The organism is Pseudoalteromonas sp. XMcav2-N (assembly GCF_024124545.1).
Lineage (GTDB): Bacteria > Pseudomonadota > Gammaproteobacteria > Enterobacterales > Alteromonadaceae > Pseudoalteromonas.
The window spans coordinates 117,406-137,247 of sequence record NZ_JAMXSF010000009.1 but is presented as its reverse complement, the minus strand read 5'-3'; the positions used below and the strand labels follow the sequence as shown (position 1 = coordinate 137,247).

Sequence of the window (19,842 nt, the reverse complement as noted above, 5' to 3'; positions counted from 1 at the left end):
GCATGACACATCATCATACAGAATACGACGTGGTCATCGTCGGGGCCGGCATTGCAGGCGCCATTATGGCTAAACAGCTGGGAGAACAAGGCAAAAAAGTCCTGATCCTGGAAGCGGGCACGGGCACCGATGGACGTTTCTTCGATCAGGGCAAAGAGAAAGGCTATGAGTCTTATATGTCGCGTTTCTTCACTGCCATGGCCAAGATCCCCAACGCCCCGTATCCCAACAACCCCAATGCCCCGCAACCTTTGGTCACCGATATTCAAAAGCCACCATTGGATAAACCCGTCAGTGATCATGGCTATTTTGTCCAGTATGGTCCTGACCCGTTTGCCAGTACCTACACTCGTAGTGAAGGCGGCACCACCTTGCACTGGCTGGGCACCTGCCTGCGCATGCTGCCCGAAGACTTTGAGCTCAAAACACGCTTTGGCCGTGGCCGGGACTGGCCCATCAGCTATCAGGATTTACAACCCTGGTACGAAATCGCGGAACAACATATTGGGGTCTCGGCCAATGCCGATGTGCAGACCTATCAGCAGATTGATAACCCCAGCGTACAGCTACCGTTTGAAGAAAATTACGATTATCCGATGGAGCAAATTCCGCAGAGCTTTTTGGATCAGTATCTGGCCAAAGGGCTTCAGGGCATGCAAGTTGAAATTGACAACCAGCCCTACCCCATTGATGTGGTTGCAACCCCTCAGGGGCGTAACGGCATGCCGAGGGGTGATTATCGCCCTGTGGGGGCAGTAGGAAACCCGGATCTGGGTCAACGCTGTGCGGGTAATTCTAACTGTGTGCCTATCTGTCCTATCCAGGCCAAGTACTCAGCTTTAAAAACACTGGAACAAGCCAAAAACACGGGTAACGTGACCATAGAGACTCAGGCGGTGGCCTACAACCTCGAAGTGGACCACAAAACGCAGAGTATCTCTAAGGTCCACTACAAACGCTACCACTCTACCCAATCCGCGGCTTATGACGATAAAGCGGTCAAAGCTAAAGTCGTGGTGCTGGCCGCCCATGCCGTCGAAAACGCCAAGCTTATGCTAGCCTCCAATGTGGCAAATTCCAGCGATCAGGTCGGTCGCAATCTAATGGACCACCCGACTATGCTGACCTGGGGCCTTATGCCTTGCAAAATCGGCGCATTCCGTGGTCCGGGTTCCACCTCCGGGATCCCCTCACTGCGCGGCGGGGCATTTCGCGCTGAGCAAGCCGCTTTTCGTATTGAGATAGGTAACTGGGGCTGGAGCTGGCCAGAAGGCGCACCTATCGCCACTGTGCCAGAGCTTATCGATGAGCAAAACTTATTTGGCCCGGCCCTGCGTCACAAAATCGCCGAAGAGTACCCGCGTATGTTCCGCTTTGGCTTTTTGGTTGAGCAACTCCCCGACCCCGATAATCGCGTCACCATAGACGATCAATACCGGGACCAGCTGGGCAACTACCGGCCGGTGATCCATTACAAGGTTACCGACTACACCCGCGCAGGTATGGCACAGGCTAAAGAAGTGTCGGATGCTATTTTCCAGCGCCTGGGTGTAGAGCCTTTTACCAAATACAAAGCCAACGATCCGGGCTATGTGCAGTATCAGGGCAAAGGCTATGTCTACAATGGCGCCGGGCACCTGGTCGGCACGCACCTGATGGGCGATGATCCTAAAACCTCGGTGGTAAACCGTGAGCAACGCAGCTGGGATCACCCCAACCTCTATCTGGTTGGCTGCGGCAATATGCCCACCATTGCGACCAGTAATCCGACTTTAACCATGGCAGCACTGACCTTCTGGGCTGCTGACAACGTGTTAAACGCACTCGACCAGTATGAATGAGGGACCTGCCATGTACCACAAACTGCAAAAACGTCCGATAGAAACACTTGAACAGCTGCACCATGACCTGCAACTGGCCATTGAACTGGAGTTCTCAACATTACCAGTCTACCTCACCGCCTTGTATTCCATTGAGGAAGGCACCAACCAGTGTGCCTGCACACTGATCCGCTCAGTCGTGATGGAGGAGATGTTCCATTTGACCAATGCTGCGAATCTTCTGATTGCCACCGGAGGTAGTCCAGCCATTAACAGTCCGGAGTTTCTACCTACCTTTCCGACTAAGCTACCTGACGGCGAAACCTGGTTTGAAGCGGATCTGCAAAAGTTCAGCCCTGAGGCACTGCAAAACTTCCTCAACATTGAAATGCCCGCCGCTTTGGCAAAAAAGGGGGATATCACCATAGGCGAGTTCTATGTCGGCATTGAAAACGGCTTGCAAACGCTGCATAACCGCTATGGCCCCGCGCTGTTCCCCGCCGACTGCCATGACAAGCAAATCGCGCATAAGTATTATTATGGCGGCGGCGGAGAGATCACCCCAGTGACAGACTTGGCCTCCGCCAACTTTGCCCTCAATGCTATCATAGCGCAGGGCGAAGGGGTCCCGGATGCGTGCTGGAACCCGGATCAGCCCTTTCCATTGGGTGATACCACGGGCATAGACAGCGGCGACCACCAGCTGTTTATGCAACCCAGAGAATTGTCCCATTACTACCGCTTTAACGAACTGCTGCTGGGTTATCGCTATGTCCAGGGTGACACGCCCAACTCAGGGCCGACCGGTCCGGCTATTCCGATTGATTATCATCAGGTTTATAACGTGGTGAAAAACCCCCAACCAAAACACTACCAGCCGTATCCCGCCATTGCCCGGCTGGACACTGAGTTTAACCTGACCCTGAGCCTGCTTCTGGATCAGCTTCACCTGGCTTTTAATGGCCAGCCTGACTTACTGGTTGCTGCCGTTGGCACTATGTTCGGACTCAAGGAAAAAGCCCAAAGCATGATGCGGGTCCCCCTGCCCGATGACAGCGGACAATACGCTACGCCGACCTGGCGTTATATCCCTGCAGAAGATCGTCCGGGAGGATGCTGATATGGCCACTAAGCGCTTCGATCATATTATTGTGATCATGTTTGAAAACCAGTATCGCGGCTATGTGATGAATAATCCGTACATGCGCAATCTTGCTGCGCAGGGGATTGAGCTGACCAACAGTTTTGGCGTAATGCACCCGTCGCAGACCAACTATATTGCGTCTCTGGCAGGCGAGCTGTGCAATGTAACCGACGATGAAGTGCCGCCACGTTTGCCCCAGCGCACTCTGGTTGACCTGATTGAAGATTCAGCTCAGAACCTGGACTGGCGTGCTTACATGGAAAGCTATGTGGCGGGCTGGACGCCCTGGACGGCAACCAACTTCACGCCCGTAAACAGTTATCCCTATGTGCTTAAGCACGACCCTTTTTCATCGTTTTCCCGCATTCTCGACAGCGAAACCCGCTGGCAAAAAATTGGTAACGAAGCACAGTTTTATCAGGACCTGCTCAATGATACCCTGCCCGAGTTTGCCTGGTTTACCCCCAATATGTGGCACGACGGGCATTATTTACTTGGCAGCAAAGACAATGACCTCAAGGGTGAGCGCGCACCGGTATTGGTGGATCAGCAGGCCAACTGGCTGAAGGCGTTTTTTGCGTCGATTAACTTCCCCGGCCCAGACAGCAAGCTGCCCGATAATACGCTGGTGGTCGTCACCTATGACGAAGCCGATTTTGAGTCGGATTACGATACCAGCCAGAAGTACAAGTATTACTACGACGGGCCCAATCAGATTTATACGGTGTTGCTGGGTGATACCCTGACGCCGTCTCAGCAGCATGAAGGTTACAATCATTATTCCTTGCTGCGCACCATAGAGGAAAATTTCTCGCTCGGCACGCTGGGTAAAAATGACGAGCATGCCAACTATTTCCGCTTTTTGTGGGATGAGGCACTGCACTGGCAACCCGCAGCCTGTGTGCCCCACATTGAGCATGCCAGTGAGCTGCAAACCGCCAGCCTCGGTGACTTGCTCTATCTGTTTTACACTCGGGACGACAGGCCCGGGCATCTGTATTGCATCAGCTTTGATGGTCATGCCTGGTCTGAACCTTTACTTATGCAGGAAGATTGCAAAGATCAACTGCAACTGAGTGCGCAGGACGATACCCTGGTGCTGGGCTATCGCGATCAGGACCTGCGGGTCACTTTGCAAATGCTGAGGGCTAACCAAGGCTGGCAATCCCTGGCTGCACCCAGCGATAGCTGTGTATCTGCGCTTGCACTTCAGGTGTTGCCGCAAAGTCAGGAGCTGCTTTTAGTTTATCGCGACCAGCAAGGCACCATGCTGGCACAACGTTATGCTCAGCAACAGTGGCAAAGCCAGCCACAAACGCTGGTGTGCAGGCCTGAAGGAATTTTTACTCTGGCCTCACTGGGCAGCAATACTTTGCTGATTTACCGTGAGGGCAGCACCCATGCACTGACCTGCCTGAGCTACAACAGTGCCGAGTTTAATGTCACCGATGTCAGCAACAGCGCCTACGCCGGTCCTCAGGACAATGCCGTGAGCCATCAGTGGTCAGCTAATGGATTCGGTATTGGCCATTTTTCTCAGGCACCCAGTAAACTCACACCCGACGAGCCCGAACCCCAGGAGCACAGTTACCAAAGTGAGGGACGGCTGGCCGCCGCCACACTCGATGGCGTGCTGCACTTGTTCCACAACGCGCCGAACAGTCAGCAACTTTTGAGCGCCAACTTCTCTATTCCCGGTGTACTCACCAGCCAGCTACCCGTGTCGTATAACCCGGCCAAGGCAGACACCACCAGCAATGGTTATGGCACCATGGCCGAAGCGGGCTGGAGTGAACAGCGGCCGCTCAACAATGTCCACAGACAACCGGACACGCCACTGTGCGCCACGCGTTATCGCGACCAGCTGTGGTGCTTTTATCAAAGCAGCCGAGACCAGCGGCTGCGAGCGCATATGGCAACTTACCGGTCGACGCAAAGACACACAACGGTGGAATGAGACTAACATACGACAAAGCATGAACACGATGAATTACTGAGTGCAGACGAAGGCGACCAGGGATCCCGTTGCCTTCGTGCAGTCACTGAAGGGATCAGCCTATGGCACTCGGGATAAGCCCCCAGATGCCAGTAGCAATCAATGAGGAGACCACTATGACTGATGTAACGCCCCCGGATCTTTCTAAGCCCTTGCTGATCGATCCGGCACAGGACAACCCGCCAGCCCCCACCACTGAGCTTGGTCCGCTGCAATATCTGATAGGCACATGGACCAATCAGCCTTTGGGTAACTCTGGCATGGGTGGCACAGATAAGCCATTTTCTTACTGCCTGATGCCACTGCCCCAGGAAGCCAGCTATATTCTGAAAAACTTTTCTTATTACGAAGAACTGACCTTTTCAGCCATTCACGGCACGGCGCCTAACCGGGGTGGTTTAGGCACTCAGGTTGCCAATACCCTGTTTTATGAGCAGCGCGTCTACTTTGCCGATGGTCCGGCCAAGGATCAGCTGGTGCATGCCGAAAATGGCTCATTACTGTTCCTGACCGATCGAAAACAACTGCTGGGGCCTTATGGCAATGGCGACAAGCCGGGGATCGGAACTGAAACCGTGCCTAACAGTGTGCCGCCCACACAAGCCTATGACTTTATCAAGCAAATGTCGGTGCCACATGGTAACTCCATTCTTGCCAGCGGCCATTTCCAGTCTGGCACAGGTGTGCCGACCATTCCAGTGCTGAGCAAGAGCGACGTACTCCCTATGGGTCTGCCCCATGATGTCAGCACAGATCAGTACAGCACCAAAAGTGTCGGTAATCTGAATCCGGACTTTACCCTGAACCCCAACCAGCCGCTGACCAATGCACTGGAAGTTTCGCCACCGAAGAAGTTCATTCTGCTGGAAGTCGATACCGCCCACTCAGGGATTCCGGTCACCAACATTGGCTTTGAACAACAGCACGCCAACGTCAGCCGTTACGCCATCAGCTACTGGCTGGAATCACTCGATGGCAGTGATAACTTTACCCAGTTACAGTACTCGCAAAATATCACCATGGAGATCCCCATTCAGGGGCAGACTGTCACCTTCCCGCACATCACTACCAATACCTTAGTTAAAAAAGTCTAAACTAAGCAGGCATAAAAAAACCGGACTGCACTCAGTCCGGTTTTTCTCTAAACTCGCTTAGATGGGCGAGCCCGGCGGCATCGGCAAGGCTTTAAAGCCCGCAGGCCATTTGCCGCTTTTCAGATACTGTGCCACCCGATCAGCCAGATAGGTTTCAAACGCATCCGCTTTACTGGTGCCACCAAACAAAGAGTCGTTGCTGTATTGCTCCACCAGCTGGTTAAGGTAATAACGCGACTTCGCCTGAACTTCTGGTGCCAGCTTATCGCTGCTGCTAAGCGTTGCCAGGTGATAAGCCGTTAGAAACTGCACTCGCTGCGCAAGCTTAGTTGCCATGCCCGACTCCGCTTTCGGCTGAAAAACATGCTGATACACCGTGTTCAGCAGATCGTCACTACTGAGGTTGCCATCATTGCGCGCCCCCTGTTGTGCCAGGCGATTCAGTCGCTCTGGGTTCAGCAATAAGCTCAAAGTATGCTGCGCCGCTACTTCCGGCAACGCCATGGCATCCAGCGTCAGACCCGTGCGACCTTTCACGCTCTCCCGGGTCTTATACTCGCCATAGGCTTTGGGTGGAATAAGTGCTAATACCGACTCTGGGATCATCAGCTGTTCAGGTGCCAGGGTATCCAGTAATGCGGCCAATGCAGCCTGCTGCTTGGCTTTGCCAACCACCTGTGCCCCTTTTGGTGTGTGCGCCCCCCGTACTTCGTAGTCATAGTCTACACCGCCAATCAGCTTCACTGCCGACTCAACCTGATAGCGATGGAACAAGTACAGCGGCACCAGCTTTTCTTCCAGCTGTGACAGGGCCTCGCCGGTTTTGATGTTATTCAGGCCAAAACGGGCCAGCGCCTTTTGACGAATATCCAGTACCCGAGTCAGCTCAGCAGCCGGGTCGTCACCGTTATCCCACAAGTGGGCGGTCGGGTGGGCGCCACCTTTCGGGCGGGCATCAGCATCCGAGATAAACTCCAGGCCCTTGCTCTTGTTCTCAGCAAGAATGGCGGCCAGTGCCTGGGCTTCGTCTTGTGCGGTAAAGTCACTGTATCCGTATTTGATCACCTGGGTATCCCATTCGCCCATACCGGTGGCATAGCCTTTGCTGATGTCCAGTTCGCCCTGATCGTTCATGCCCACCAGCGGGTGCGGATAATCCATTACCGAGGCGCGCTCTTTTACCGACGCCGAGAAGTTATGGGCAATCCCCAGGGTATGACCAATTTCGTGGGCACTAAGCTGACGAATACGATCCAGCGCCATGGCATGCAGACGCTCCGTCACTTCATCGCCTTTAACAAATGGCGCGGCTAAGGCTTCGGCAATCAGAATATCCTGGCGTACCCGCAATGAGCCAAGCGTCACATGACCTTTGATGATCTCGCCGGTGCGCGGATCTATCACCGATGCACCATACGACCAGCCGCGGGTAGCACGGTGAACCCACTGGATCACGTTGTAACGAATATCCATGGGGTCAGCATTTTCCGGCAGCACTTTGACCTGAAAAGCATTTTTGTAACCCGCCGCTTCAAAAGCCTGATCCCACCAGCGTGCACCATCCAGTAACGCAGTCTTCACCGGCTCAGGTACGCCCGGATCCAGGTAATATACAATCGGCTCAACCGGCTCAGATACTTTTGCCGTCGGGTCTTTTTTGTTTAAACGGTGGCGCGGGATATAGCGCACATACATAGACTCGCTCAGCGGTGCCGAGTAGTCTTTATGCTCTATGCTCCAGTAACCCGACTGCGGATGAAATGCGCGGGGCTGATAGTTATCATCCGGCAGTTCGATCAATGAGTGGTGCTGGTGGACTGTGACCGCATAAGGGTTCGCCGCCGCCTGCTTCACATACTCACCGGGCTTGCTGCCCTTAAAAGTCAGGACTGCTTCCAGTTCGGTATTTTTCATAAAAGCTTTAGAGCGCGGCATATAGGTCGCGCTGCGGCTGGCGTCCAGGCTGTAACTGCCCTGCTTGCGCGCCGCCAGGGTGCGAGATACGCCATGCACATCCGATAATAAGTAAGGGGTGTAGTCAATCAGCACGCTGTCGTCATCTTCGGCTACCACCTTAAAGCCGTTTAAAATGCTCGAGGCAAACGCCTCTTTCAGGCTTTGCTGCTCCGCCGGATTGTCGGCACTGGCACGAAAATAGGTATTCAGTGCGCGCAACATCACCTTGTCACCAAAGCGTTCGAACTGCACCAGATACGTGCTGCCCAGCTGACCTCTATCCAGGCCTATGTCGTTTGAGCCGACGCCATACGGCAAGCTGTGCTGCAACAAAAATGGCTGTGAGAGCTTGTCCACATCCAGATAAATCTTGCCACTGGATGGGTCACTGTAAAACGCATAGAACCCGGGAAAATGGTTGAAGTTGTCAGTAAATTCATCAATAGACTTAATTGCGGCGTGCGCTTGGGGTATCATAGCCAATAGCAAAGCCGAGAACATGTGAGGTGCAAAGCGTGTTTTTCGCATTTTCTTATCTTTGTTGTTTGAGGTTAGATGACTGGTACCCCTTTTGTATATTAAATCGTATACAAAATACAGTTATTTAGGACAAAATTCAGCGCTGTTTGCGGCCTGCTCTCTCACTCTGTCGGGGCTGCAACATAACCGTTATCAGGACTAAAATTTATGCGTAGACTTCCACCGGTGTTAATTGAAGACGGCTGTTCCCGTGAACTGGTTTCACTGATCAGAACCATTCTGGCTGCCTGTAAAGAAATCTCTTTCCGCGTCGGTCAGGGCGCACTGTCAGGCGTGCTGGGTTCAACGCTGGATGAAAACATTCAGGGCGAAACTCAAAAGAAACTCGACGTACTGTCTAACCAGCTACTTAAAGACATTCTGCTGGAGTCTGGCTATGTTAAGGCCATTGCCTCGGAAGAAGAGGAAGGCACGGTAGCAGGCAGCCCGGATGCCAAGTTTATTGTGGCATTCGACCCGCTGGATGGCTCATCGAATACCGATATCAATTCACTGGTTGGTACCATCTTCTCTATTATGGAAGCGCCGGCAGATGCCGATCCGGCCGATCCGGCTATCTTTATGCAGCCAGGTCACAAGCAAGTTGCCGCAGGCTACGTACTGTACGGCCCGTGCACCACGCTGGCACTGACCACAGGTAAAGGCACCCGTATCTTCACGCTGGACAAAACCCACGGCAGTTTCCTGCTGACCGAAGAATTTGCCAAGATCCCGGCCGACACCAAAGAGTTTGCCATCAACGCGTCAAACCAACGTCACTGGCAACCGGCCATGCAAAACTACATCAATGACCTGCTGGCAGGTGACACCGGCCCGCGCGGTAAAAACTTCAACATGCGTTGGATTGCAGCCATGGTAGGTGACGTACACCGCGTGCTATGTCGCGGCGGCCTGTTTACTTACCCGGCCGACACCAAAAACCCGGAAAAGCCATACAAGCTGCGCCTGATGTACGAAGCCAACCCGATGGCCATGCTGGTAGAACAAGCCGGCGGTCTGGCTCACACCGGTGAGCAACGCATTCTGGATATCGACCCGGAACATATCCACCAACGCGTAGCGGTGATCTTAGGCTCGAAAAACGAAGTCGAAGCGTGTCTTGGGTATCATAAGTAAGCCCCGTACCTAACGAGAATAAGTCTTACTTGAACTGCCAGATTTGATTTCAGGGTTGAATCAGATCTGGCACTCGGCTCTAACTTACATTTGTCCCAAAACTGTTTAGCATCAAAATTCAAGTAGACTCTTTCTTCTGCTCATTGACCAAATTTAACTAATGGCTGATTATGTTACCGGTAGCATATCTACATGTCAGGAATGTTAATAGCTTGTACTTCATACCTTTCTTTTAGCAGACTAACTTGATGATAACTTTCAAGAGCGAATTTTGTTTTTATGAATCAGCCCCTTTACCTCGAACGCAAACTCTTTAGTGGTGATAGAACATACTCAGAGACTGAGTTGCTAGAAACTTCGAATTACATTGTCATTTTGGCTGAACCAGGGGGTGGGAAAACGGAGCTTCTGAAGAGTCTGGCTAAACAACTAGGAGGGAGAGAGGTAACTGCAAGTGTATTTAGTTACGTAGAGACAAACCAAGAAGGAGTTCCTCTGGTTATCGATGCATTTGATGAACTGGCTAAGATTGATAATACTGGTATCCATAAGCTACTTGCTAATGTTTCAAAGGCAAACCCAACTAATGTAATTATTTCAAGCAGATCCAGTGAATGGGACAACTCAGCCACAAGTATTTTTGAACAGTTTATCGGCTACCCCCCTTTGGTCGCTAGGCTTTGCGAGTTTGATGAATCAGAGCAACGGGAGATTTATAGTCACCATTCAAATAGAGGTGATTTTGTAGAGTTTCAGGCTGAAGTTGCTAGGTTTGCGTTGGAACCACTACTCCCAAACCCACAATTCCTCAAGATGTTTGCAGATGCATATATTGAGAGCAATAAACATTTTGCCAACAAGCGTTCGATTTTTACTCAAGCCGTTACACACTTGGCGAGGGAGGTTAATGCTAAAACCAAGCCTAATTCAGCTCTCCCAAGTGACAAAAAAATCAGCCTATCTTCAGAAATTTTTGCAAAACTCTTGTTGTCCGGTGCTGAGGGAATTGGAGTAAGCGAAGCAAGCGAAAACAGGATGTACCCGTTAGTTGGTTCGTTATTGAGCTCTAATAATGTCGACGTCAACTGTATCTTAGCAACTCGTCTTTTTAAGCCCGGAGACAATGCAGACCAGCATCGCCCTGTTCACAAAATAGTTGCTGAATATTGTGCGGCAAACTATCTCATCGAGCGTATATCCAACCCATCAGATCCTTTAACGTTCTTTCAATGCTTGCCTATTATAGCTCCAAACTCCACGGTTCGAGATGAATTGCGTGGCTTGCTTGGTTGGATCGCTGCATTGGGCGATAAAGCAATTGAAGAAGCCGCAATTGAACTTGATTCATATGCTGTGCTTGCGAATGGTGACCCTTCTCAACTGGAGCTATCGTCAAAAAGGCTTCTATTATCACGATTGAGGGAAGTTGAAGCTTCTGACCCGTATTTTCGAAGGGGAGACTTCTCGCGTAGATTTAGCGTTGCGGGGTTATTTACACAAGAAACCATAGAAGAGATTAAGCCAATTATCACTGATGAGAGTGATGGGCACTTGAGATGTTTGCTTCTTGAACTCTTAATAGGCTCTAAGGCCGCAAAGTGGTTAGTCAAAGAGTTACGTCAGTTATTATTAGCATCAAGTGAAACTAAACAAGTTCGAGTATTAGCTAAGAGCTGCCTGTTAATGATTGATGATTACGACTTCCGTTTAGATTTGAAAGAATTGATTGCTGAAGCTAGTCATTCATCTCTGAATATAGCAGCAGATGTAATCAAAACACTTGGTCCAGACACATTTAGTCCGGATGAGCTTGAAGTGTTCTTTCTAAGTTGCATCAACCTATATCCTAGTCATAAAGAGCGTTTTGAGAGAGAAATAGGAGGGCGTTATTTTGTTAAGCGTTTAATATCTTGTTTAACTTTGGAGGTCATCGAATGGCTGTTAGATTCATTGAGTAAAGGCTTAGCCTGCACCTGTGGAAAAAAAGCGTATGAATGTGACTGTCGAACTGGGGTGAGCAAAATCATTGGTTCAATGCTGGATCGCTATTTTGAGTTAGCTAAACCACCTTTTGAGCCGTTGCGTGTCTGGCAATGGATTGAAAATCTTAATTTTCCAGAACAAGTAAATACTCAAGATATCAACTCGGTTAAATTACTTCGGGAAGATAATGCCCTACGTCAAGAAATTATTGCTCATGTTTTCGGTAAGCTAACTGATAGAGATCAGATTTTCCAAACTAAAGTACACAAGTTTGGTGGGCATTGCTCACATGCCGGTCTTCGTCTAAATCTTGATGATCATAAGTTTATTGTTGATTTGGCGTTTATGAGCGATAACCTCGAATTGTGGGTGAGTTTTATGCCGCGACATAATTATCACCGTGCACAGGAAGACTTAGGGCCTGATTATTTGCGTCGACATATGCGTGTTCAAGCCTCTAAAAAAACTGAATTCATGAGGCGCTGGGCTTTTCAAAATAGGCAAACGGCTATTTGGGACAAAAAGGAAGATCGAGAGTGGAATTTCAAACATCGCCGACTAATAAAACGCCATGACAAGAAAACTAGACAAATTCATGTGGAAAATATCGAATTTGTTCAGGAAAACCGTGCTCTGATTGAAGGTGGACGACATTGGCATTGCTTGGTTCGTTTTGCTGGACTCGTACTGGAGCAACCAGAGCGTATAGAACCTGAGTTTGGTGATGAAACGCTTGTTCGAAATGCGCTGAGAAACTGCCTCGACTTTATTGAATCAGATGTTCCTAATCTGCAAAAGCTAGCTGAATTGCAATGCGCTTCTAAGGGCTTATTCGTTGAAACCATCCTTTTCGCGGCTTGCCTTGAAATCATGCGTGATTGTGGAAACTTGGAAGGCGTCAAGTCTTCGTTGCTAATTGCACTGAGAACAAACTTAAGTATGGGACATTCTGCTGTTGATGAAGGTGAACGCGATGCTCTTAGAACTGAAGTTGATCGCTTAATTTTTCCTGATATTGAATCTGCCGAGCAATTTCTACGTCAATACGTTGAGCCTCAATTGGCGCAATCTAAGTGTGCCCACCCTGAGGTCGACTTATTAAAGTACGACAACATATTCAGTCCTTTACGAGCAAAGTTATCAATTGAGTGGCTTGGTCGTTTCAATGCGATTGAACCCTATGCACTGGACTCTCTTTTTGAACTCGCGGCTCATTACGGAAAACGAGAAGAACTGAATGAAATCATTCTTGTTCGTTGTTCTGAATTTTTATCTAAGTGGCCCGATGCAACAGCTGATGAAAAACTCGAACAAAGGCGTAAATTCTGGTTTGTTCGAGCATTCTACTTCCTGGATATAGAAGTGGCAAAACCGTATTTGAATTGGTTAAGGTCTGATAAAAACTCAGTACTTTTGTTTAATGAGCGTTCAGGTCGAATGAATCGGAGCCACCATTCATATTGGCCTGAGCTAACATCTGAGAAGGTAGAAGCTATTCTTGAAGCCTACTTTAAACAATGGCCAAAGGTGTACCTTCCTAGCAGTTGGGGAACTGGAAGCCCTGTTGGAGAAACGGCATATAGGTTTCTGACAGAGCTCATTTGGACAATTGGTAACGACAGTCACGATGCAGCAATCTCTGTTCTTAGTCGACTTTTAAAAGATAAACGTTATGTTGATATTTATAGAGAGTTAACAAGCATACAGGCAGAGCAGTTGCGTAAGAAAGCTCTAAGAGATTTCGCCCCCCCTACCCCTCAAAAAATAGCAGATTTATTGAACAATAACGCTGTAGTTACGGTTGAAGGATTACGCCAACTCGTTATTCAAGAGTTGATAAACTATCAAAAGGATATTGACGGAGGCGAGTTCAATACGGCAAGTCGTTTTTATACGAAAGATAAAAATGGGTGTGATATACATTTAAATGAAGTTAATTCTGTCGAGATCATTGCCGAACGACTGAACTTGGTACTCCACCCTCAAAGTATCTCAGTTACGCCCGAACATCAGACCAAGAATCAAAATAGGATTGATATAACTGCAACTAAGATGATTGACGGTAAAAGGCGGTTACTCGTTATAGAGGCAAAGGGACAATGGCATAGTGAGTTATATTCGGCTGCCTCTGCTCAGCTATTCGAACGTTACTCAATCCACCCTGATGCTGAACATCAAGGTATTTACCTTGTTATTTGGTTTGGTGTAGATGAAGAGGTTGCAGGGCGAAAAAGGCATGAGATAAGTAGTGCTCAGGAACTAAAAAGCAGTATTGAAGAACAATTGCCCGCAGAACTAAAAGGGCTAATTGATGTCTTTGTTCTGGATGTTTCTAAACCTAAGTAAAACTGATGTAGCTTGTAGGTTTTGCCTCTGGCTCTTTAATTTATTGATACTTTTTCTAATCCATATAACTAGTTATTGAGCAATTAATCTATCACGTTTCTGTCCACAAACGTGTTTGTCAGACTGTCCGTTTCTCGCTCATACTGCCTGTCAGATGAAGTCTAACCTACTCACTAGAACAGCAAGAGCAGGTATGGAATATCACATGCTCTAAACGCCATGATAAGTCCGCCATGGCGTTTTTATCTCCCTCTTTTTTTCTCCTTATAACCTTCTTTTGCAGTTGGCAGAAGTGGCTAATCACCACAGCGCTTCACTAGATGACGACCCCATCCAGATTCGCTGTAATCAGGTGCCATGCCACACAGATCAAAAAAGCCATGGTCGCTTGCGCAGGCCATGGCTTGCCCTTAATCAAATTGCGTCATTACTGACAATTGGCAATTTCTTTCCATGGGCCCAGTGAGGCCGGGTTATTACCCTGCGTCCACCATTTAGCTTCATAGGTTTTGCCTTCAAAGGTCACCTGATCGCCCGTCGTATAGACATCTGCTGCATTCCAGGGTGCCGGACAGGCATTACCAGGTTCAAAGGTCACCTCTACGCTGTGCGCAGCAGACAGTGCCGGGAAGGTGTAGCTTGACTGCGCTGTCACGCTCACGCCATCGACTTTCAATGTCGCAACGCGATAACCGCTGTCTGGTACAAAGGTCAGTGTGAAGTCGGTGTTGCCCTTAGCGCTGATCACCCCGTTTGCATCTGGTGTCGGCGAAATGCTGCCACCCGTACCCACCACTGTGGCCGTGATGTCATAGAATACCGGTACGTCAATCACCACGTCAGTAAAGTTACCAGACACATAGTCAAAGTTGGCAGCACTCAGACTGTTCACATCGGTGTTTTTCAGTACCAGACGTTTCTGATCGCCTTTTGATGCCGTTTCGTCCAGTGTGATCACCGTATCCGCGCCTTCCTGCGTCAGCACCAGCATAGAGAAGGTATAGTTGAACAGCGGCATGCTGATCACAGTTTTGGCCGGGTCAAAGCTGTTCACGGTCAGTGCCATATTCCAGCCCCAGTTCTGACTGTTCAGCGGCACAATAAAGCCCAGACGGTCGTAACCACCGGTGACGTTATCAAACATGTCTGGTGTCAAGTCAGCAATCGTCAGACCAACCAGCTCAACCGAACTGTAGATACCACCATCTTTGGCCTGCACACCCACCACTAATGCCGTATCGGTCTCATACGCTTTAAGATGTTTAAAGCCAATGCCCGCCGTGCCACGAATTTTATCCAATTGCGGATTAAAGCCGGTCACAGTCTGCTTGCCTGACCAGGCAATTTCATAGATATCCGACTGGGCAATCACCGCTTCGGTGTTCACATTAACGGCAGCAGCCGATACGCCTTCGAGTACCACACGCTGACCGGCAAATGCCAGCTCAGCACCGGCAGCCACATCAGAGACTGACAGGTTACTCAGCGGTGCAGCCGTTTGCCAGTCGCGCAGAATAATACGGTCTTCACCCACGGTGAAATCGCGCACTGTGGTCACAGAGCCGCTTTGCTCATGCAGCTCGATAACATCCACACCACCACCGGGCAGCACTAAATCGTTACCCCAGCCCGCAGACAGCTTTTCATCGTACTTTGACCCTTCAATCACATCATCCGCTGGCGTGTCGAAGATAGTGTTGTAACCACCAAACTTGTGTACATACTTAGTGATACAGGTGCCCAGCTCATCACAGGTGATTTCATCCTTGGTCAGCAATCGTGCAGTACCCCAGGCGCCACGTAAGTGAGCCGCAGCCAGCAAGCCAGACATAGTCGCCTGCACTGTGATTGGATTACCATTGTCGTCTGTGCCCGGCCAGCTCTTCGCCAGTGCCTGCTCCCAGGTCATGTTGGCATCGGTCAGCAACTGCGTCATCACGCCATAGTTAAACCGCATGGCATCGCGCATCACCAGTTCCTGATTATCCGGGATCAGCAGGTCAGCGAATGAGTTGACGCCATTCTTACCGACAAAGGTGCCTTCCCAGCGGTTCACATCTGTTGCCTGGATCTGGTTACCACCAGAGCCGACAATCTCAACCAGGGCCTCGGTTTTACAGCCAATCCAGGTGCTGTCTTCCACAAACACGTAGAAGCTGTCGTACTCTTTGCCATCAATCGTCACCACTTTCGGGCTATAGTAGCCAGCATCAATCAGAACGGCTTCACCCAGCTGATAACCCACAAATCCCCAGGCATTCATGGAGTTATACTGCATAGTTTTAAACATCTCAGCACTATACGGAGTTTGTGAGTTATAGATTCCGTCAATACCCAGCTTGGTAAAAAACTGATTGATGGTGGTATCTTCAGGGATCATGCTCCCGGTCGAGCAGTCACGCACCATACGACCGGGTGCAGAGACTTTGGCATACTTGTAAACCGGGTTATTCAGGTTCTTCAGGTAAAAGTCTGCAAGCGCAGGGTTAATACCCGATTCGAAGTTTCTTAAGCTGTCCAAAAAATCCTGCACGCCCGTTCCCGCTGACGCGGAACAACTTAAGATCACGGCGGCTGCACATCCTGTCATTTTCAATTTCATTAGGTGTTTCCTCATTATTTTTTTAATCGAAACAAACCCAGCAATACCAACCCGATTAGAGCAACAATTTTAATGAACAACCGCGACCCAACCCAAGCCGCCTACCAATAAACCCGCATTAATTATCTATTGCGGGCTAATATCACTGAGGCAGTGAGCAAGCCTATCTTGCTTAATGTGCAAAACAGGCATTTCTATTTGCTCAACTAATATACAAGCTAGCGCTCACAAAATAATAAGTCAATTGTTTTTACAAAATTTATTGCAATAAAGTTTCACGTATAAAATCAATTATAAAAAGGCAAGAAATAAGGCAAGCCGGGCAAACCTGCCTTAACCGAGTAGAAGTGTGGGTACACAGAACCTGTCCGGCAAAGATGCCGGAAATATCAGGTTTGCACCCCTATCCGCGCACCTGTAAAGTCTTCCTTGCCAGGTTACGCGCGGATTGACCAGTTAAAACCGAACTGGCCTAAGGGAAGCGGGCACCTCCCTTATTCAAACACCAGACAGCTTAGGTTGCTGCCCGGAAAACTGGGAGTTAGAAGCGCACGCTTGCCCCCACAAAGTAACGGGTACCAAATTCATCTACAGCATGAACAATATTACCCGCAGTTGGCTGTCTGAGTACCAGCGCTTCATTGAGCAAGTTAACCGCTTCCAGCGACACATCGATGTTGTCTGTCACATGCCAGACAATAGAGGCATCAAGCTGATCATAAGCATCGTTCAGGCTATCCAGGCCACTGCCGTTAAGTTGCCTGACCCAGTTATCACGATAGTTATACGCCAGGCGCACGCTGAACAGGTCGTTTTCGTAGTAACCCGACAGGTTGTAGGAGTTTTGCGATACTTCCTCAATCGGCATTTCCTTACCCGTCGAGTCGGTGCGGCTGCTATCGGTATAGGTGTAGTTTGCCTGCACCCCAAAACCATTTTCAAATGCATGCTGATATTGCAACTCAATACCACGTACATCGGCCGTGCCAACGTTACGTGAACGCGTTACCAGACAACCTTCGCCACATCCCGGATAAAACTCAGCAGCAGTCGTTTGCTCAATATAGTCACTGATGTTCTTTACAAATAAGGTTGCCCCAAGGACGGATGACGGATTAAAGTACCATTCAACGCCCATGTCGTATTGATCTGACTTATACGGGTCCAGATCCGGGCTACCGACATTCGCCGTTTTAAAGCTTTCGGAGATGATATCTGCCACTTTCATGTCATCATAATCAGGGCGCGAAACCGTTGAACCGGCAGCAAAACGGAAGATCATGTCTTCACTCAGGTCGATGGCTAAGTTAAGGCTTGGCAGATAGTTGGTGTAGGTTTTATCCACTTCACCTTTTACGCCATTGATTTCGCCTTTAGAGAGAATGTCGGTTTCCACTACTCGCAGGCCCAAGTTACCGCGGAAACCTTCGCCTGAGAAATTGGCCTTCACATAAGCTGCGGCAATGTCTTCTTCAATGGAAAAAGCATCTTTGACCGTGACAGTACCAGGCGCATTGCTACGCGCGTAATCCCACAGGGCACGTGTCGCAATCGGGAACGACGACAAACTGCCAGCACGTCCTTGCGCACTGTGCAGGCCAGAGACAAATCCGCCGTTAAAGTCGCCCAGCGTCAATCGCTCGCCACCCGCACGAATAGCATCAACACTCAGGTCCTGGTTGTTTTCCTGATAAGAGAAAACCTGCTCCTGAAACTTAATCCCTGTCTGAATAGAGGTGATCACTGGCGAGTCCAGCTCAAAAGTGAAGTCGGCCTGAATATAATCTATTTCATTATCGCGTTCATAGTTGATGTAAGTGTATTCATGGAACAGCTCCAAGTTATCGTGGCTGCTCAGGTAGTCTGAGTTGACAGGTTGTAATTCCAGCGGCCCATCCACATTGTAAGAAAAGCCTGAGTTAGCACGCTCGGTAATGTCACCCCACCAGGTACTTGTCTGGCCGATACGACCTTCGGCAGTTGACTTACCCAGCACGAAGTCTGCCGACCAGGTGTCGGACTGATAATTGGCGGTAAAGTTGAGCACATCCGATTGCATCTTGGGCGTACGCAATACGCTGTTATTAAACAATGGCGCACCACCCGGGCCCGAGGCCGTCACAGTCGCGCCGGTCACTATGCCCTGTTCATTGACGCTGACGGTGTCACTTTGCAACGTTCCCGAACTCATGATGGCAAACATGGCCGAGTTAATGTGATCGTTTTCCAGCTCAAACAAATTGTAATCCAGGCCTAATGTCAGTGTCTCGCTGGGCGCGTACTGAACACTGATCTGGCTGCTGCTACGCTCCCTGTCTTCGTCAAAGATAATCGACGAAGCACAGCATGAGGTTTTTCTTAAAATACCAGCGCTGTCTTCCAGCTCAGATGCACCAGGAGGCCCGAACGTCGACAGGGTTTCACGGTATACTTTCGACTCTTCATTTGAGTAAGCTACCAGAATACCGAAGTTTTCTTGCTCATTTTTCCAGCTCGCCAGACCTGAATAGGCAGGAGACCAGTCTTCTGCATTGCTATGATAGGCATTTTCTACCGACGCAAAAACAGTGCCTGAGTCCATATCGAGCGGCTTACGGGTCTTCAGGTTGACTGTTCCCCCCATCGCCCCTTCGTTGATATCAGACTCAACGGATTTATAGACATCCATACCCGAGATCTGCTCCGATGCCAGCATCTCAAAGTTAAAGCTACGGTTCATTCCGCCTAAGTCAAACCAGCCAACACTGGCTACGTTCTGACCATTAAGCAGCACCATACTGTGCTCCGGCGCAGTACCACGAACCGTTACACCGCTCACTTCACCAAAGGTTCTGACCACAGTCACACCCGGGATCCGCTGCATTGCATCACCGATGTTCTTATCCGGAAACTTACCTATGTCTTCAGCAGAAATCGAGTCAACGACAGAATTAGCAAAACGCTTAGTATTCAGCGCCTCGGTCAGACTGCGTCGGATCCCTCTGACTTCAATTGTTTCAATTTCCTTATTCGCACCTTCCTGTTGTTCAGCCATTGCACCAAACGACATACCAGATAACGCCGTTGCTACACATACCGCCAGATAACTAGATTTCAGATAACTGATATTTACCTTTGAGCCCTGATTTTTCATGCTCTTCTCCCCTTTGCCTTTTTCCCAAGCCGTTCATTCCCAGTGAGTCGACGGGCTTGTATTATTATCAAACTGTCATTTTTTATTAGTAAAATTGATATACTAAGTATTT

Annotated in this window: 9 protein-coding genes; 6 read left to right on the top strand and 3 right to left on the bottom strand. The window is 49.5% G+C overall.

Translation table 11 applies throughout. The annotated features are described in order from the left end of the window. Positions 1–2: 2 nt before the first annotated feature. From NH568_RS13560 to NH568_RS13545, 4 genes are all read left to right on the top strand, one after another. Positions 3–1,841, top strand: a complete 1,839-nt coding sequence (locus NH568_RS13560; RefSeq protein WP_253048123.1) for a GMC family oxidoreductase — start codon at positions 3–5, stop codon at positions 1,839–1,841. A gap of 10 nt (positions 1,842–1,851) precedes the next feature. Next, the gene (locus NH568_RS13555; protein WP_253048122.1) at positions 1,852–2,940 is read left to right on the top strand and encodes a ferritin-like protein; all 1,089 of its coding nucleotides are present in this window, start codon (positions 1,852–1,854) and stop codon (positions 2,938–2,940) included. A 1-nt stretch (position 2,941) separates the two neighbouring features. Next, positions 2,942–4,921, top strand: coding sequence for an alkaline phosphatase family protein (locus NH568_RS13550; RefSeq protein ID WP_253048121.1), 1,980 nt, complete (start codon positions 2,942–2,944; stop codon positions 4,919–4,921). A gap of 101 nt (positions 4,922–5,022) precedes the next feature. Then, on the top strand, positions 5,023–6,054 hold the full coding sequence (locus NH568_RS13545) for a heme-binding protein (protein ID WP_253048120.1): 1,032 nt from the start codon (positions 5,023–5,025) through the stop codon (positions 6,052–6,054). Positions 6,055–6,111: 57 nt separating this feature from the next. Here the strand turns inward: NH568_RS13545 and NH568_RS13540 are convergent, their stop codons facing one another. Beyond that, positions 6,112–8,538: a zinc-dependent metalloprotease gene (locus NH568_RS13540; protein WP_253048119.1), complete on the bottom strand. Its 2,427-nt coding sequence runs from the start codon at positions 8,536–8,538 to the stop codon at positions 6,112–6,114. Positions 8,539–8,697: 159 nt separating this feature from the next. Here NH568_RS13540 and NH568_RS13535 point away from each other — a divergent pair, with 159 nt between their 5' ends. Continuing rightward, positions 8,698–9,666, top strand: a complete 969-nt coding sequence (locus tag NH568_RS13535) for a class 1 fructose-bisphosphatase (RefSeq protein WP_253048118.1) — start codon at positions 8,698–8,700, stop codon at positions 9,664–9,666. A gap of 279 nt (positions 9,667–9,945) precedes the next feature. Then, a complete protein-coding gene (locus NH568_RS13530; protein ID WP_253048117.1) occupies positions 9,946–13,995 on the top strand; it encodes a hypothetical protein in 4,050 nt (1,349 codons plus the stop codon). A gap of 427 nt (positions 13,996–14,422) precedes the next feature. Here NH568_RS13530 and NH568_RS13525 read toward each other — a convergent pair whose 3' ends face one another. Together NH568_RS13525 and NH568_RS13520 are read right to left on the bottom strand one after the other, a co-directional pair. Beyond that, entirely contained in the window at positions 14,423–16,597 is a 2,175-nt protein-coding gene (locus NH568_RS13525) for a carbohydrate-binding protein (RefSeq protein ID WP_253048116.1), read from the bottom strand. A 541-nt stretch (positions 16,598–17,138) separates the two neighbouring features. Then, on the bottom strand, positions 17,139–19,730 hold the full coding sequence (locus tag NH568_RS13520) for a TonB-dependent receptor (RefSeq protein WP_253048115.1): 2,592 nt from the start codon (positions 19,728–19,730) through the stop codon (positions 17,139–17,141). Positions 19,731–19,842 lie beyond the last annotated feature (112 nt).

What these genes read in the sequence shown, in the direction of transcription:
- NH568_RS13560 (WP_253048123.1), top strand. Translation starts at nt 3, where the DNA reads ATGACACATCATCATACAGAATACGACGTGGTCATCGTCGGGGCCGGC.
- NH568_RS13555 (WP_253048122.1), top strand. Translation starts at nt 1,852, where the DNA reads ATGTACCACAAACTGCAAAAACGTCCGATAGAAACACTTGAACAGCTG.
- NH568_RS13550 (WP_253048121.1), top strand. Translation starts at nt 2,942, where the DNA reads ATGGCCACTAAGCGCTTCGATCATATTATTGTGATCATGTTTGAAAAC.
- NH568_RS13545 (WP_253048120.1), top strand. Translation starts at nt 5,023, where the DNA reads ATGGCACTCGGGATAAGCCCCCAGATGCCAGTAGCAATCAATGAGGAG.
- NH568_RS13540 (WP_253048119.1), bottom strand. Translation starts at nt 8,538, where the DNA reads ATGCGAAAAACACGCTTTGCACCTCACATGTTCTCGGCTTTGCTATTG.
- NH568_RS13535 (WP_253048118.1), top strand. Translation starts at nt 8,698, where the DNA reads ATGCGTAGACTTCCACCGGTGTTAATTGAAGACGGCTGTTCCCGTGAA.
- NH568_RS13530 (WP_253048117.1), top strand. Translation starts at nt 9,946, where the DNA reads ATGAATCAGCCCCTTTACCTCGAACGCAAACTCTTTAGTGGTGATAGA.
- NH568_RS13525 (WP_253048116.1), bottom strand. Translation starts at nt 16,597, where the DNA reads ATGAAATTGAAAATGACAGGATGTGCAGCCGCCGTGATCTTAAGTTGT.
- NH568_RS13520 (WP_253048115.1), bottom strand. Translation starts at nt 19,730, where the DNA reads ATGAAAAATCAGGGCTCAAAGGTAAATATCAGTTATCTGAAATCTAGT.